Here is a 13,247-nt window from a genome sequence, read left to right as displayed (position 1 = left end):
ACGGTTCTGGTCAGGTGGCGGCGGGGGCGTCGGCGGAGGGCAGGATGACGCTCACCTCCAGGCCGCCGCCCGGCTGGGCGACCGCCTTGACGGTGCCACCGTGCGCGTCGCAGACCGCCCGGACGATGGAGAGCCCCAGGCCGGAACCGCGAGCCCCGGTACGCTCCTGGCCGCCACGGCGGAACGGCTCGAACAGCCCCGGCACCTCGGCCGGGGCGACCTCGAAGCCGGTGTTCCCGACCACCAGCCAGGATCGCTTCCCGTCGCTGCCGGTGCGGATCCACAGCCGGCCGTGCAGGTGGTTGTAGCGGACGGCGTTCTCCACCAGGTTGCCGGCCAGTCGGTCGAGCAGCCCCGGGTCGCCGACCACCGGTGCCGGACCGAGCGCGGTGTGCACCTTCAGGCCGATCCGTTCCACCTCGCCGGCCATCGCAGAGAGGGCGTTGGCGGCGCCCACCGCGAGGTCGCTCTCGACACGGCGGGCCAGCCGGCGCCCGGCCTGCGCCTCGCTGCGGGCCAGCACCAGCAGCGCGTCGACCAGGCCGTTGGCCCGCCCCGAGGCGTCCCGGACCACGGTGGCCATCCGGCGGTAGTCGGCGATGTCCGACTCGTCGTCGCTGAGCGTCACGTCGATCTCGGTCCGCATCACCGCCAGCGGGGTACGCAGTTCGTGCGAGGCGTTGGCCACGAAACGCTTCTGCGCCTCGAACGCGGTGGCGATCCGGTCCAGCATCGCGTCGAAGGTCTTGGCCAGCTCGGCCACCTCGTCGTCGGCGCCGGACCAGCCGATCCGCTGGTCCAGGGTGGCCTCGCCGAGCCGGCGGGCGGTGGCGGTGACCTGGTGCAGCGGGCGCAGCGCCCGCCCGGCCACCAGGTACGCCCCGGCGACGCCGACCACGCCGATCGCCAGCAGCGCCCCCAGGCCCTTGAACAGCAGCTCCCGCGAGGCCGCGTCGACCAGTTGCCCCTGCCACTGCCCGGCTTCCAGGGTGCGGCCGTCGGCGAGCACCACCGTGGTGCCGGGCAGCAGGTCGTCGGCCGGGCGCAGCCCGTCCCGGAGCAGCAGCCAGGCCAGCACCACCAGGATCGCCCCGGCCCCGACCAGCAGCACCCCGTTGAGCAGGGTGAGCCGCAGCCGCAGGGTGGGACGCAACCGCAGCCGACGGATCATGCGGCCACCTCGGCGGTGCGGTAGCCGGCCCCGACCACCGTCTCGATCAGTGGCGGGTCACCGAGCTTCTTGCGCAGCGTCATGACGGTGACCCGGACGATCGTGGTGAACGGGTCGGTGTTCGCGTCCCAGACCCGCTCCAGCAGTTCCTCGCTGGAGACCACCGCGCCGCGCGCCTTGAGCAGCTCGGCCAGCACCCCGAACTCCTTGTTGGTGAGGTCGACCGGCACGCCGCCACGGGTGACCGCCCGGCGGGCCGGGTCGAGCACCAGGTCGGCGAGCGCCAGCACCGGTGGGGCGGCCGGGGTGGCCCGCCGGCCGAGCGCCTGCACCCGGGCGACCAGTTCGTCGAAGGCGAACGGCTTGGGCAGGTAGTCGTCGGCGCCGAGCTGCAACCCCTCGACCCGGTCGGCGACCGTGCCGCTCGCGGTCAGCATCAGCACCCGGGTCAGGGTGCCGGAAGCGGCCAGGTCGGCGCAGATCCGGTCGCCGGGCACGCCGGGCAGGTCCCGGTCCAGGATCACCACGTCGTACCGGGTGACGAAGGCGGCCTCGTGCCCGGTGTCGCCGTCGTAGGCGACGTCCACGGCCATGCCGCGCTTGCGCAGCCCGCGCGCGATCGCGTCGGCGAGGTTCCGCTCGTCCTCGACCACCAGTACCCGCATCCCGGCCTCCCGCCTCGTGACCTCCCGACAACCTAGTGCCGGCCGCCAACCAAGCGTCCCTCGCCGTCGTTGCAAAAAACCTTCGGGTACGCCATGCTTCGCGGCACCCGGCGACAAGGAGCTGCCGATGACCGCAACGCCCGCCGGACGGGACGTGGCGTACCGCCGCTTCCGCTTCCCGCAGGACCTCGCCCTGGGTACGGCCGACGGGGTGGCCGCCGGCCCGGACGGCCTGGTGGTCGCCGATCCGGCCGGCCGGGTCGAGCACACCGACCCGCACAGCGGCGTCACCGCCGGGTACGCGCGGGCCGCCTGGACGTCCCCGGTGGTCCGGGCGGGCTTCGGCGTGGACGAGATCGTGCCGTCGTGGACCGCCGACACCCCGGACGGCGGCTGGCTCCGGGTGGAACTGCGCGGCTGGCACGAGGACGCCCCGGCCACCGGCTGGTACGTGCTGGGCGACTGGGCCGCCGACGACAGCGCCGTCCACCGCAGCTCGGTGCCGGGGCAGACCGGCGACGACGCCCGGGTGACGGTCGACGTGCTGCGCGTCTCGGCGGCGGAGGTGACCGGCTGGCAGGTCCGGGTCACCCTGTTCCGCCGGTCCGACGCCACGGCCGGTCCGGTGCTGCGGACCGTCGGCGCGGTCACCTCGGCCGGCGCTCCGACCGACCCGCCCGCAGAAGCGACGGTAACCTCGGCCGACGAGGCGACCGGCCGGCCCGAGGACCCGACGGGCGCGGACGACGCCGGCGCCTGGGGGCGGGTGCTGGACGTGCCCCGCTACGCGCAGCGACTGCACGCCGGTGGGGAGACCCGCTGGGGCGGCGGCGGTGACTCCTGGTGCAGCCCCACCTGCGTCTCGATGGTGCTGGACTTCTGGGGTGCCGGCCCCACCCCCGACCGGTACGCCTGGGTCGACCCGCCCGGCCCCCGGCCGGTGGTGGTGCACGCCGCCCGGCACTGCTACGACCACGCGTACGCGGGGGCCGGGAACTGGGCGTTCAACACCGCGTACGCGGGCCGGCACGGGGTGGACGCCTTCGTCACCCGGCTGCGGGGCCTGGCCGAGGCGGAGCGGTTCGTCGCCGCCGGCATCCCGCTGATCGTGTCGGCGGCCTTCACCGCGGGCCAGGTGCCGGGGCTGGACTACGACACCCGGGGACACCTGATGGTGCTGGTCGGCTTCACCGCCGGGGGCGACCCGGTGCTCAACGATCCGTACGCCCCGGACGACGTGGGGGTACGCCGCACCGTGCCCCGGGCGCCGTTCGAGGCTGCCTGGCAGGCGGGCAGCGGCGGCGTCGCGTACGTGGTGCGGCCGGGTTCGGTACCGCTGCCCCCGGCGCCCGTCCAGGCCAACTGGTGATTCACCGGTTCAGCGGCCAGAGCACCAGCCCGCCGGCCGGTCGCGTGCAGACCAGCGCGGCGGCGGTGGTGGTGCAGTCGCTCCAGGGACCGGGGAGCACGGTGAGGGTCCGGGCCTGACCGGCCGCCACATCCAGCTCCGCCACCAGCGTGCGGTTTCCGGTGGCGGGACGGAAACCGAGCGTCCGAACCCCGGTCCGGTCGATGTCGGCCAGCCGCCAGCGACCCAGCCGGGCCAGGGTACGGCCGGTGCCGGGATCGAGCACCGCCAGTTCCTCCGCCCGCCAGTCGCCTGCGGCGACGACCAGCCGGCCGTCGACCGAGAAGGCGTCCCGCCACTGGTCGTTGTGCCAGCGTGGACGGCCGGTGGCCGGGTCGTACACCCGTAGGCCGGCCGACCGGCCGCTCACGCAGATCACCTCGGCACAGTTGAGGAACCAGTCCTGCGGTGGCAATGGGATGGTCCAGCGCCGGTCCAGCCGGTCCAGGCCGTACGCGGTGACCGTGCCCGACGAGTCGCCGAGCAGCAACAGGTCGCCCAGCACCAGTGCCAACCGCTGCGGCCGGTCGACGGCCGTGGGCAGCCGGCCGGCCCGCCGCAGCGCGCCGGAGTCGACGTCGTGCACCTCGACCAGCCCGTCGCCGGCGAACAGCATGATCGCCGTCACGCCCCGGTCCCCGAAGCCGTACACCACCCTGTTGCCGGGCAGCGCGAGCGACCAGCGGGCCGTTCCGGTCGCCGGGTCGACCGCCCGGATCGCACCCACCCCGTCGGCAGCGGGCGTCTCCAGGACCAGCCCGCCCGCCTGGGTGGGCGTCGGGTAGCCGGGCTGCCGCCAGCGCGCCGCGCCGGTACGCGGATCCAGGGCGACGGTGCGGGCATCGTGGTAGGAAGCGGCCGGGCTGCTCGCCACCAGCAGCAGACCGGCCACCGCCCACACCCCGAGCACGTCCTCGCCGGTGGGCGGATCGAACCGCCACACCGGCGCACCGTCGGGCAACCGGTACCCCTTGACGAACCGTTCGCCGGCACCGGCCGTGCCCGGTCCGCCGGCGGCCACCACCAGCCGGTCGGCGAGGACCAGGAAGTAGGCGTCCCGCGGGGTGGGCAGGGTGACGCCGGCCGGTTGGCGGGGCACCGGGGTGGACCCGGCCAGGCTGAGCAGCACGGCACAGCAGAGCAACGCAACCCGGGCCGACGCCGTCGGGGGCCGGCGCGGCGCCGGTGGTGGCTCGGGCTCGTCGCCGTGCCGTAGCTCCCCCAGCTCGATCATCGGGTTCACCGGTTCCGCCACAGGATGAAACTGCCGTCGATCCGGTGGCAGACGAGCAGTGCCGCGCCGGCCCGGCAGTCCCCGGCGGCGGGCAGGGCGTCGCGTATCCGGGCCTGCCCGGCCGCCGGGTCCAGTTCGGCGATGAGCAGCCGGCCGTCGCCGCCCGGCCGTACCGCGACCATCGGGCCGTCCTGGTCGACGCGCGGGACGATCTGCCACTCGCCGAACTCGGCGACGAGCCGGCCGGTGGCCTCCTCCACCACCGCCAGCCCGTAGGAGGAGGAGGTGGGTGTGGACTCGCCGACCAGCAGCCGCCCGTCGGCCGCCCCGACCGCCCCCGCCCACCGGCGGTCGGTCCACCGGATCGCACCGGTGGCCGGGTCGAGCACCAACAACCCGCCGGCCTGCCGGTAGACGCAGAGCGACCGGCCGCAGGAATCGGCGAAGTCGACCTGCGACAGCCGGACGCTCCAGCGCACGTCCAGCCGATCCAGGTCGTAGCCGGTCACCGTGCCGCCGGCAGTGCCGATCACCAGCACCATGCCGTCGGCCACCACCGTCCGCCGGCTTAAGGGCGGCTCCCCGGTACGCAGGTCGCGGGCGACCAGCCGGGTGCCGGAGGCGGCGTCGAAGACCTCCGTCGTGCCGGACTGGTGCACCAGCACCATCCGGTCCACCCCGGCCGGCCCCTGGCTCAGGTTCAGCTCGGCCGAGGTCGTCGGCACCGACCACAGTGTTCCGCCGGTGCGGACGTCGATCCGGCGGGTCTCGGCCTCGTCACCGTCGCGGTCGCGCAGGAGCACCAGGTCACCGGCCGGTACGGCGACCCCGGGCTGCCGCCAGCCGAGCCGCCCGGTCCCGATGTCGAGGGCCATCGTCTCCCACGCGGCGTCGTTGGTGGTCCGGCCGAGCAGCAGCAGCCGCCCGTCCACCGCCCAGGCCACGTCGACGACGCCGCCGCCGGGCAGTGGGGTCCGCCACAGTTTCCGCGGCCGACCGTCCGACACCCGGTACGCGACCAGCCGGCGGCCGGTGCCGCCGTCCGGGTCGGTGGGCTCCACCACGTACACGCGGTCGTCGACGACGAACGCCGCGGCGCCGGGACCACCCGGCACGGTGGTGGCGATCCGGCGGGGTGCGGGTGCCGCGCCGGCGAGGGTGACCAGCGCCGCCAGCAGCACCGCGAGGCACCGGTACGAGCGACCGACGGCCCGCGGCGGCCGGGCGGGCGGGGCATCGTCGCGGAGCTCCCCCAGATCGATGATCGCCATGACCACCCCTCTCCCGCGCCACCGTTGGGCGGCGGCGGCCGGGCCCGCTCGGGGCACACCGGTGGGCCGGGGCGACGGCAGGCCGGCCGGTACGATGGCCCGTCGTGGCCGTGCCCGTGGTAGACCCCTCGCTGAACTCCTTGTCCGTCGCGACCGAGCCCGTCGAGGCGGAGGTGCCGCGCCGGCCCCGACGCCGGCCGGCCCGCGCCGACATGCTGGCCATCGGAGCCTATGCGTTGGTCGGTGTTCTCGTCTGCCTCAACTACTGGGTGGACGTGCAGCACCGGGTCTCGTCGCATCTGCCGACCGACCACAGCTGGTTCGAGTGGCTCTTCGCGCACGGCGCACACTCGGTGCGGCACCTGGAGAACCCGCTGTTCACCGTCCGGCAGAACGCCCCGGACGGGGTCAACATGATGGCGAACACGGCAATGCTCGGGGTCACCCTGCCGTTGGCGCCGCTCACCCTGCTGCTCGGTCCACAGGTGATGTACGCGCTCTATCTGGGCGCGGCCCTGTCCGCGACGGCGGCCACCTCGTACTGGGCGCTCTCCCGGCATCTGGTGCGCTCCCGCGCGGCCGCGTTCGTCGGCGGCGCGTTCCTCGGCTTCGCCCCCGGCATCGTGCACCACGCCAACGGCCAGCCGAACTTCGCCTCCAACTTCCTGCTCCCGCTGATCGTGGCCCGGGTGCTGCGGCTCGGAGAGCCGGGCCGGTGGCGGCGCAACGGGATCGTGCTGGGCCTGCTGGTGGCGTACCAGGTCTTCATCAACGAGGAGATGCTGCTGCTCACCGCGCTGGCCTGCCTGGTCGTCGTGGTCGCCTACGCGGTGCAGCGCCCCCGCGCGGCCCGCGAGCAGGCCGGCCCGTTCCTCGCCGCGATGGGCGTGGGCGGCGGGCTGGTCCTGCTGCTGACCGCGTACCCGATCTGGTTCCAGTTCAACGGGCCGCAGTCCTCCCGTGGCCTGCAGGGCGGCGTCTTCCACAGCTGGGGCGAGGACCTGATGGCCTTCGTCACCTTCGCGCGGGACACCGTGGCCGGTGACGAGGCGGTGGAGAAGACCATCGGGCTGACCGAGCAGAACTCGTGGTTCGGCTGGCCGTTGGTGCTCGTCGCGCTGGTCGCCCTGGTGCTGCTGGTACGCCGGTCGCTGCCGGCGCGGATCGTCGCCGTGCTGATGGTGGTCTTCAGCGTGGCCGCGATCGGCCCGAAGGTGCGCTTCGACGGGGTGGTGACCGGCGTCGACGGCCCCTGGGCGTACGTGCCGGACGACCTGCCGCTGGTCGAGATGATGATGCCGACCCGGCTCACCCTGGTGGTGGCGGGCGCGCTCGGAGTGCTGCTCGCGCTGGCCTGGGACGCCCTGGCCGGGGCCGGCCGCCCACCCGTCCCGGCTCCCCGCACCGGGGATGCTCCCGGCCCGTCCCCCGCCGCCGGCCCGCGACGCCGTTGGCTGCGCGGCCTCGGGTACGCGGCGATCGTGGCCGCCCTGCTGCCGCTGTTCCCGCGCCCGCTGCCGGCCCAGCAGATCGACCCGCCGCCGCACTTCATCACCGCGGGAGGCTGGCGGCCGTACGTGCCGGACGGCCGGACCCTGGTGCCGGTGCCGATCCCGAGCAACGTGCACGGCCTGGCCACGCTGCGCTGGAGCGCGCTGACCGGGCAGGAGTTCCCCATTCCGGGCGGCTACTTCATCGGCCCGAACAAGCAGGGCGACGGCGTCTTCGGCGCACCGAACCGCCCGACCAGCACGCTCATCTACGCCACGATGGACGCCAACCGGGTCCCGGCGGTCACCGACGAGAACCGCCGCCAGGCCGTCGAGGACCTGCGCTTCTGGCGGGCCTCGGTGGTGGTGCTCGGCGCCGGCCCGCGCGAGCAGGTGCTGCGGGAGCTGATGACTGCCCTGCTCGGCCCGCCGCAGCGCGTCGACGACGTCTGGCTGTGGGACGTGCGGTGACCAGGGGCCCCGGTCACGGCCGGGGCCCCTGGGCGCCCTCCGGGCGGCTGGCTGGCGCTGTCGGCCGGCTCGGTCAGCCGGTGAGGGCGCGGACGTCCCAGAGCCAGACGTCCAGCTCCTGGCGAGCGGGGCCGATCAGCTGCTCGACGGTCCGCCGCAGCGGCTCGGCGTTCGGCTGGTCCAGCGGCAACACCACGATGGCGGCCCGCCAGTGCCGCAGCTCGTCGAGGCAGCGGCGGCGCTGGCGGTCGTCCAGCACCGGCGTACGCCCGGTGGCCGCGACCTCCGCCAGCAGCACGCCGATGCCGCTGGGCCGGCCGCCGAAGCGGCCCGGGTCACCGGTGACCCCGTTGCGCGGGGCGAGGAAGTAGCCGCCGGGGATCCGGAAGGCCAGGTCGGTGCTGGCCGCCCAGCGCATCGGGTCGGTGTTGCCCATGCTCGGCACCGGCACCGACACCAGGGTCTGGTCGGGGCCGACGTACTGCCGCCACCGGTCGGCGGTGATGAACTCCGGCACCGCCGGCCGGGTGGTGACCTGCAAGGGCATCGGCGCGATCGGCAACAGCGCGAGCACCAGCCCGGCGACGGTGAGGGTGCGCGCGGTCCGCCGATCGATGGTCCGCAGCGACCAGGCCCGCTCGACGGCGATCGCCAGCAACACCCCGACGACCACGGTGGTGATCAGCCCGAACCGGGTGGGCACCACCGCGTCGAGCAGTGGCAGCCGGACCAGCAGCTCCCACGGCCCGGTGATCAGCTCCCGGTCCCACCAGGTCACTCGCTCGCCCAGGGAGAGCACCGCGAAGAACAGCCCGGTCGCCGCGAGTGCCCGGACCATCACCTCCCGGCGCAGCCAGGCCGCGATGCCGACGGCCAGCAGCGACAGGCTCCAGCCGAAGAAGGCGTTCTCCTCCGAGTAGTTCGGCGCCAGGTTGACGTTCGCCCGCTCGTTGCCGCCCAGGGTGGGCGAGCCGGGGGCGAAGAACGCGGAGATGTCGTTGCCGTAGTCGCGGACCGTGTCGCTGAGGCCGTGGTACGCCATCGGGCCGGTGAACTGGACCCAGAGCGGATACGCCAGCAGCGCGCCGGAGAGCACCGCGCAGACCGCCAGGCCGATGCCCAGCGGTCGCCACGCCGCGGCCCACCGCCAGCGCTCCTGGACCACCACCGCGAGCAGGAACACCCCGCAGGACAGCGCGGTGAAGAGCAGGATCTCCTCGTTGATGAACGCCTGCGCGGTGACCAGCAGGGCGAGCAGCACGCCGTCGCGGACCGGGCGGGTGGAGCGGCTCAGCACGAGCACCCGCCAGACGATGAACGGCAGCAGGAACTGACTGATGATGTTGGGGTGCCAGTTGGCGTGCGACAGCATCGCCGGCGAGAAGCCGCAGAACCAGGCGCCCACGGCGGCGGCCAGCCGGTTGCGCACGACGTGCCGGGAGAGCACCCGGTACCAGGCGGCGGCGGTGCCGGCGAGGCCGAGCGTCACCAGTGTGACGAAGCTGACAGCCGGTCCGAACAGGACGGTGATCGGCACCATCGGGATGCCGAGGGCCAGGACGGCGGTGTTCGCCATCAGGTTCACCCCGTCCGGATAGTTGAACCGGTCGGTGAAGAACGGGAACTCGCCGTGCAACACGACGCGTACCGAGTGGGCGAGGAAGAACTGCACCTGCGCCGGGTCGCTGCTGTAGAGGGTGGCCACCCGGCCGGCCGGGTCGATCCAGATCCGGCTGGTCACCCAGACCGCGGCGACCAGGAAGACGCCGTACACGGCGAGGTTGAGGCGGCGTGGCGTCCACCGCCAGCGTGGCGTCGAACGGCCCGTCCCGGCAGCGGACGCCCCCCGCCGGGCGGGAGGTTCCGGCGCGACGACGACGCCGGGGGTGGTGGAGGCGGATCCGGTCAGGAGGTCGGCATCCGGTGGCGAATCGACGAGGGGCTCGGCAAGCGGCACAGTAGCCAGATTCTACCGGAGCCGGAAAATGGCCGCGAATCGCCTGCCTCCATTGTGGAGGACCAACGGGGGCAAGGACCGGCGCTGCCGGCCCACCGGACATCTCGTACCATGTGGCTTCCAACACGACCGGCAACGCGATCGGGGGCGTACGGGTGGCCAGAGTCCGCCGACGCGGCACGACTGCCACCGCGCTGCTGGCCCTGTTGCTGGCCGCGGCCGGGTGCGGCCCCGTCGCCGGACGGCAGCCGGCGGAGCTGCGGGCCGGCTACGACAGCCTGGACGGGCCGCTGACCGTCTGGCCGGCACGCGGCAGCCTGGCCGACGACGCCGCCGCGCGAGCCGCGATCACCGCCGCCGTCCGGGACTGGCGCTCACCGGTCGACGACCGGGCGCACCTGCCCTCGTCCGGCATCCTCTTCGCCGGCCAGGTGGCCGGGGCCCCGCTGGCCCTGGTCGCCGCCGACGTACCTGGCGAGAGCGCCTCGTGGCTGCTGCAACTCGGCCGCGACGGGGACCGCTGGCGGGTGGCCCACGCCACCGAGTACACCGACCCCGGCTACCTGGTCTACTCCGACGTGCTGCCGGTCCAACTCCCGGACGGCCGCCGCTACTTCACCTCGGCCCGGGTGCAGCGGCTGCTCGGCCCGGACGCCCGGGCGCTGGCCAGCACCGAGGGCCTGACCGAGCCGGTCACCGTGCCGCCCTGCCGGGCGGTGGAGCTGACCGCGGCCCTGCGCCCCACCCGGTCGCTGCCGCGCGGCCGGGCCGCCGACCGCTTCCTCGACCTGGGTACGGCCATCGCCGTCCCCCGATATCCCCTGGTCCGCGACGAGTCCGGCTCCGGCAAGCGGGCCCTGGCCGGGCTGGACACCTGCGTCCTCGCCGGTGACGCCGGGCCGTTCGGCAGTGTCCCGCGCCGCAGCGGCGACCGGGTGGCGCCACGGTCGGTCCCGGAGTCCTGGCCGACGGAGAAGATCGCCGTCCGGTCGTTGGGCGAGATCACGCTGGGCGACGGCGGGCCGGGCGACCTGGAACAGCTGAGCTGGGAGAGCGCCACCGGCGCGATGACCGCGGTGCTCTACCGCCCGGCCGACGGTGGGGCGCCGGTCGTCTCCGTGGCCGACCGGTCCACCACGCTCCAGGCCTACCGCCTGCCGGTGCCCGGGCAGGCGCTGGCGGTGCTGAGCTGGCGCGCCAACCGGGACACCTCGCTCGCCGCTCCCCCGGCGACCTCACTGATGGTGGAGCGGCCGGGCCTGGTGGTGCTGCCGCAGCCGGAGCGCCCCCTGACGTTCAGCCTGGCCGACCCCGAGAAGACCTGGTACAGGTCCGTCGGCGGCTGATCCGGCACGGATTCGACGGCGCCCCCGCGCCGGCACGTGACCTCGATCGCGGCCCTGCCATCTTCGGTTACCTGAGCGCACGGGCTCCGAAATCTTGGACATTTACCGTTCGCTGCTAACGGCAAATGTCCAAGATCTCGGGCCGAGGGGACGATCAGCCGGCGGCCGTCGCATGGTCCCGACCATAGGTCACCCGCGCGGAGTTCCGGCCGCCCGGAAACGCCGAACGGACGGCCCGGTGTGAGGCAGGGCCGCCCGTTCGGCGTACGTCGTCAGTTCTTGGCGGCGGCCCGGTCGGCGGGCGGCTCGACGGACTCGGCGTCCAGGCCGGAGATCCAGCCGGTGACGTCACGGGCCACGTCCTGCGCGGTCAGGCCGAGGTCGGCCAGGATCTGCGCCCGCGTGCCGTGCGGGTGCCAGTCGGCCGGCACGCCCAGGTCCTTCAGCGGCACCCGGACGTCGGCGTCCCGCATGGCCTGGCCGAGCGCGTCGCCGACGCCGCCGATCCGGACCCCGTCCTCGACGGTGACCACGAGGCGGTGCCCGGCGGCCAGCTCGACCAGCTCGGCCGGAACCGGGCGGACCCAGCGCGGGTCGACCACGGTGACGCCGTAGCCCTGTTCGGCGACCCGGGCGGCCACCTCCATGCCGAGGCCGGCGAAGGAGCCCACCGCGACCAGCAGCACGTCGGTACGCGCCGACTCGGCCAGCACGTCGACCGTGCCGACCCGGCGGACGGCCGGAAGGTCACCGGCGACCGTGCCGGTCGGGAAGCGGAGGACGGTCGGGCCGTCCTCCACGGCGATCGCCTCGCGCAGCTCCTCGCGCAGGCTGGCCGAGTCGCGGGGCGCGGCGATCCGCAGGCCCGGCACCACGCCGAAGACGGACATGTCCCAGATGCCGTAGTGGCTCGGCCCGTCCGGGCCGGTGATGCCGGCCCGGTCCAGCACGAAGGTGACCGGCAGCTTGTGCATCGCCACGTCCAGCAGCACCTGGTCGAACGCGCGGTTGAGGAAGGTGGCGTAGACGGCCACCACCGGGTGCAGCCCGCCCATGGCGAGGCCGGCCGCCGAGGTGGCGGCGTGCTGCTCGGCGATGCCCACGTCGTACACCCGCTTGGGGTACTTGCGGGCCAGCTTGGCGATCCCGGTCGGCTCGGCCATCGCGGCGGTGATGCCGACCACGTCGGGCCGCTCGTCGGCGATCGCGACCAGCTCGTCGGCGAAGACGTGGGTCCACTTCACCGAGGGGGCAGCGACCAGCTGCCCCGTCTCGACGTCGAACGCGCCACCCGGGCCGTGCAGGCAGTCCGCCTCGTCCTCCTCGGCCGGACGGTAGCCGGAGCCCTTGCGGGTGACCGCGTGCACGATCACCGGGCCGCCGAAGTTCTTCGCGGCACGCAGCGCCGACTCGACCGCGGCCACGTCGTGGCCGTCGACCGGGCCGACGTACTTGATGCCGAGGTCCTCGAACATGGCCTGCGGCGCGACCGCGTCCTTGATGCCCTTCTTGACCGCGTGCAGCACCTCGTACATCGGCCTGCCGACCAGCGGGGTCGAGCCGAGGGCGTCCTTGACGGTGTCGAGCACCCTCTCGTAGCCGGGGTTGAGCCGCAGCGACGAGAGGTGGTCGGCGAGGCCGCCGATGGTCGGCGCGTACGAGCGGCCGTTGTCGTTGACCACGATGACGAGCGGGTTGCCGGCGGCGGCGATGTTGTTCAACGCCTCCCAGCACATGCCGCCGGTGAGCGCGCCGTCGCCGACCACGGCGACCACGCAGCGCTTCTCGGCACGCAGCGCGTACGCCTTGGCCAGGCCGTCGGCGTACGACAGGGCGGTGGAGGCGTGCGAGTTCTCGATCAGGTCGTGCTCGCTCTCCGCCTGGCTCGGGTAGCCGGAGAGGCCACCACGCTGGCGGAGCTTGTCGAAGCCCTCCTGCCGACCAGTGATGATCTTGTGTACGTAGGCCTGGTGGCCGGTGTCGAACAGCAGCCGGTCCCGCGGCGAGTCGAAGACCCGGTGCATGGCCAGGGTCAGCTCCACCACACCCAGGTTGGGGCCGATGTGCCCGCCGGTACGGGACACCTTGGCGATCAGGAAGTCACGGATCTCGGCGGCGAGGATGTCCAGTTGCTCGGCGGTCATCCGCTTCACGTCCTGCGGGCTCCGGACGGTGCCGAGCAGCCGACCGTCGTTGGCCGTGTCCTCTTCAACGCTCATGACCGAAGAGTCTAT

Annotated in this window: 9 protein-coding genes; 3 read left to right on the top strand and 6 right to left on the bottom strand. The window is 74.2% G+C overall.

All coding sequences use genetic code 11. From position 1 onward, the window contains the following. Positions 1-10: 10 nt before the first annotated feature. Both ACIRG9_RS04500 and ACIRG9_RS04495 read right to left on the bottom strand, forming a co-directional pair. Positions 11-1,171: a sensor histidine kinase gene (locus ACIRG9_RS04500; RefSeq protein ID WP_402849971.1), complete on the bottom strand. Its 1,161-nt coding sequence runs from the start codon at positions 1,169-1,171 to the stop codon at positions 11-13. Next, a complete protein-coding gene (locus ACIRG9_RS04495; protein WP_402849968.1) occupies positions 1,168-1,836 on the bottom strand; it encodes a response regulator transcription factor in 669 nt (222 codons plus the stop codon). Before ACIRG9_RS04495 ends, ACIRG9_RS04500 begins: the two co-directional genes overlap by 4 nt. A gap of 127 nt (positions 1,837-1,963) precedes the next feature. Here ACIRG9_RS04495 and ACIRG9_RS04490 point away from each other — a divergent pair, with 127 nt between their 5' ends. After that, positions 1,964-3,205 carry a peptidase C39 family protein gene (locus tag ACIRG9_RS04490; protein WP_402849965.1) on the top strand — a complete coding sequence of 414 codons (1,242 nt, stop codon included), beginning with the start codon at positions 1,964-1,966 and terminating at the stop codon, positions 3,203-3,205. Position 3,206: 1 nt separating this feature from the next. On the opposite strand, the gene ACIRG9_RS04485 is transcribed toward ACIRG9_RS04490, so the two are convergent. Both ACIRG9_RS04485 and ACIRG9_RS04480 read right to left on the bottom strand, forming a co-directional pair. Next, complete coding sequence (locus ACIRG9_RS04485) at positions 3,207-4,499, bottom strand: PQQ-binding-like beta-propeller repeat protein (RefSeq protein ID WP_402849962.1); 1,293 nt, start codon at positions 4,497-4,499, stop codon at positions 3,207-3,209. After that, positions 4,484-5,749 carry a PQQ-binding-like beta-propeller repeat protein gene (locus tag ACIRG9_RS04480; RefSeq protein ID WP_402849960.1) on the bottom strand — a complete coding sequence of 422 codons (1,266 nt, stop codon included), beginning with the start codon at positions 5,747-5,749 and terminating at the stop codon, positions 4,484-4,486. The genes ACIRG9_RS04485 and ACIRG9_RS04480 overlap by 16 nt, the downstream gene beginning before the upstream one ends. 212 nt (positions 5,750-5,961) lie before the next feature. On the opposite strand from ACIRG9_RS04480, the gene ACIRG9_RS04475 reads away from it, so the two are divergent. Then, a complete protein-coding gene (locus ACIRG9_RS04475) occupies positions 5,962-7,710 on the top strand; it encodes a hypothetical protein (protein ID WP_402850287.1) in 1,749 nt (582 codons plus the stop codon). Positions 7,711-7,783: 73 nt separating this feature from the next. On the opposite strand, the gene ACIRG9_RS04470 is transcribed toward ACIRG9_RS04475, so the two are convergent. Beyond that, positions 7,784-9,667 carry a hypothetical protein gene (locus ACIRG9_RS04470; RefSeq protein WP_402849958.1) on the bottom strand — a complete coding sequence of 628 codons (1,884 nt, stop codon included), beginning with the start codon at positions 9,665-9,667 and terminating at the stop codon, positions 7,784-7,786. Positions 9,668-9,822: 155 nt separating this feature from the next. Between ACIRG9_RS04470 and ACIRG9_RS04465 the strand changes: the two genes are divergently transcribed. Beyond that, the gene (locus ACIRG9_RS04465; protein ID WP_402850285.1) at positions 9,823-11,013 is read left to right on the top strand and encodes a hypothetical protein; all 1,191 of its coding nucleotides are present in this window, start codon (positions 9,823-9,825) and stop codon (positions 11,011-11,013) included. Between the two features lie 272 nt (positions 11,014-11,285). Here the strand turns inward: ACIRG9_RS04465 and dxs are convergent, their stop codons facing one another. Beyond that, positions 11,286-13,232 carry a 1-deoxy-D-xylulose-5-phosphate synthase gene (gene dxs / locus ACIRG9_RS04460; protein WP_402849955.1) on the bottom strand — a complete coding sequence of 649 codons (1,947 nt, stop codon included), beginning with the start codon at positions 13,230-13,232 and terminating at the stop codon, positions 11,286-11,288. Between the last annotated feature and the right edge of the window lie 15 nt (positions 13,233-13,247).

It is taken from the genome of Micromonospora sp. NPDC093277 (assembly GCF_044765245.1).
Lineage (GTDB): Bacteria > Actinomycetota > Actinomycetes > Mycobacteriales > Micromonosporaceae > Micromonospora.
Note: the sequence above shows the minus strand (reverse complement) of the source record. Positions and strands in the feature narration are given on the sequence as shown.

Excerpts from the sequence above, each read along its gene's own strand:
- ACIRG9_RS04500 (WP_402849971.1), bottom strand. The coding sequence starts at position 1,171 with ATGATCCGTCGGCTGCGGTTGCGTCCCACCCTGCGGCTGCGGCTCACC.
- ACIRG9_RS04495 (WP_402849968.1), bottom strand. The coding sequence starts at position 1,836 with ATGCGGGTACTGGTGGTCGAGGACGAGCGGAACCTCGCCGACGCGATC.
- ACIRG9_RS04490 (WP_402849965.1), top strand. The coding sequence starts at position 1,964 with ATGACCGCAACGCCCGCCGGACGGGACGTGGCGTACCGCCGCTTCCGC.
- ACIRG9_RS04480 (WP_402849960.1), bottom strand. The coding sequence starts at position 5,749 with ATGGCGATCATCGATCTGGGGGAGCTCCGCGACGATGCCCCGCCCGCC.
- ACIRG9_RS04475 (WP_402850287.1), top strand. The coding sequence starts at position 5,962 with ATGCTGGCCATCGGAGCCTATGCGTTGGTCGGTGTTCTCGTCTGCCTC.
- dxs (WP_402849955.1), bottom strand. The coding sequence starts at position 13,232 with ATGAGCGTTGAAGAGGACACGGCCAACGACGGTCGGCTGCTCGGCACC.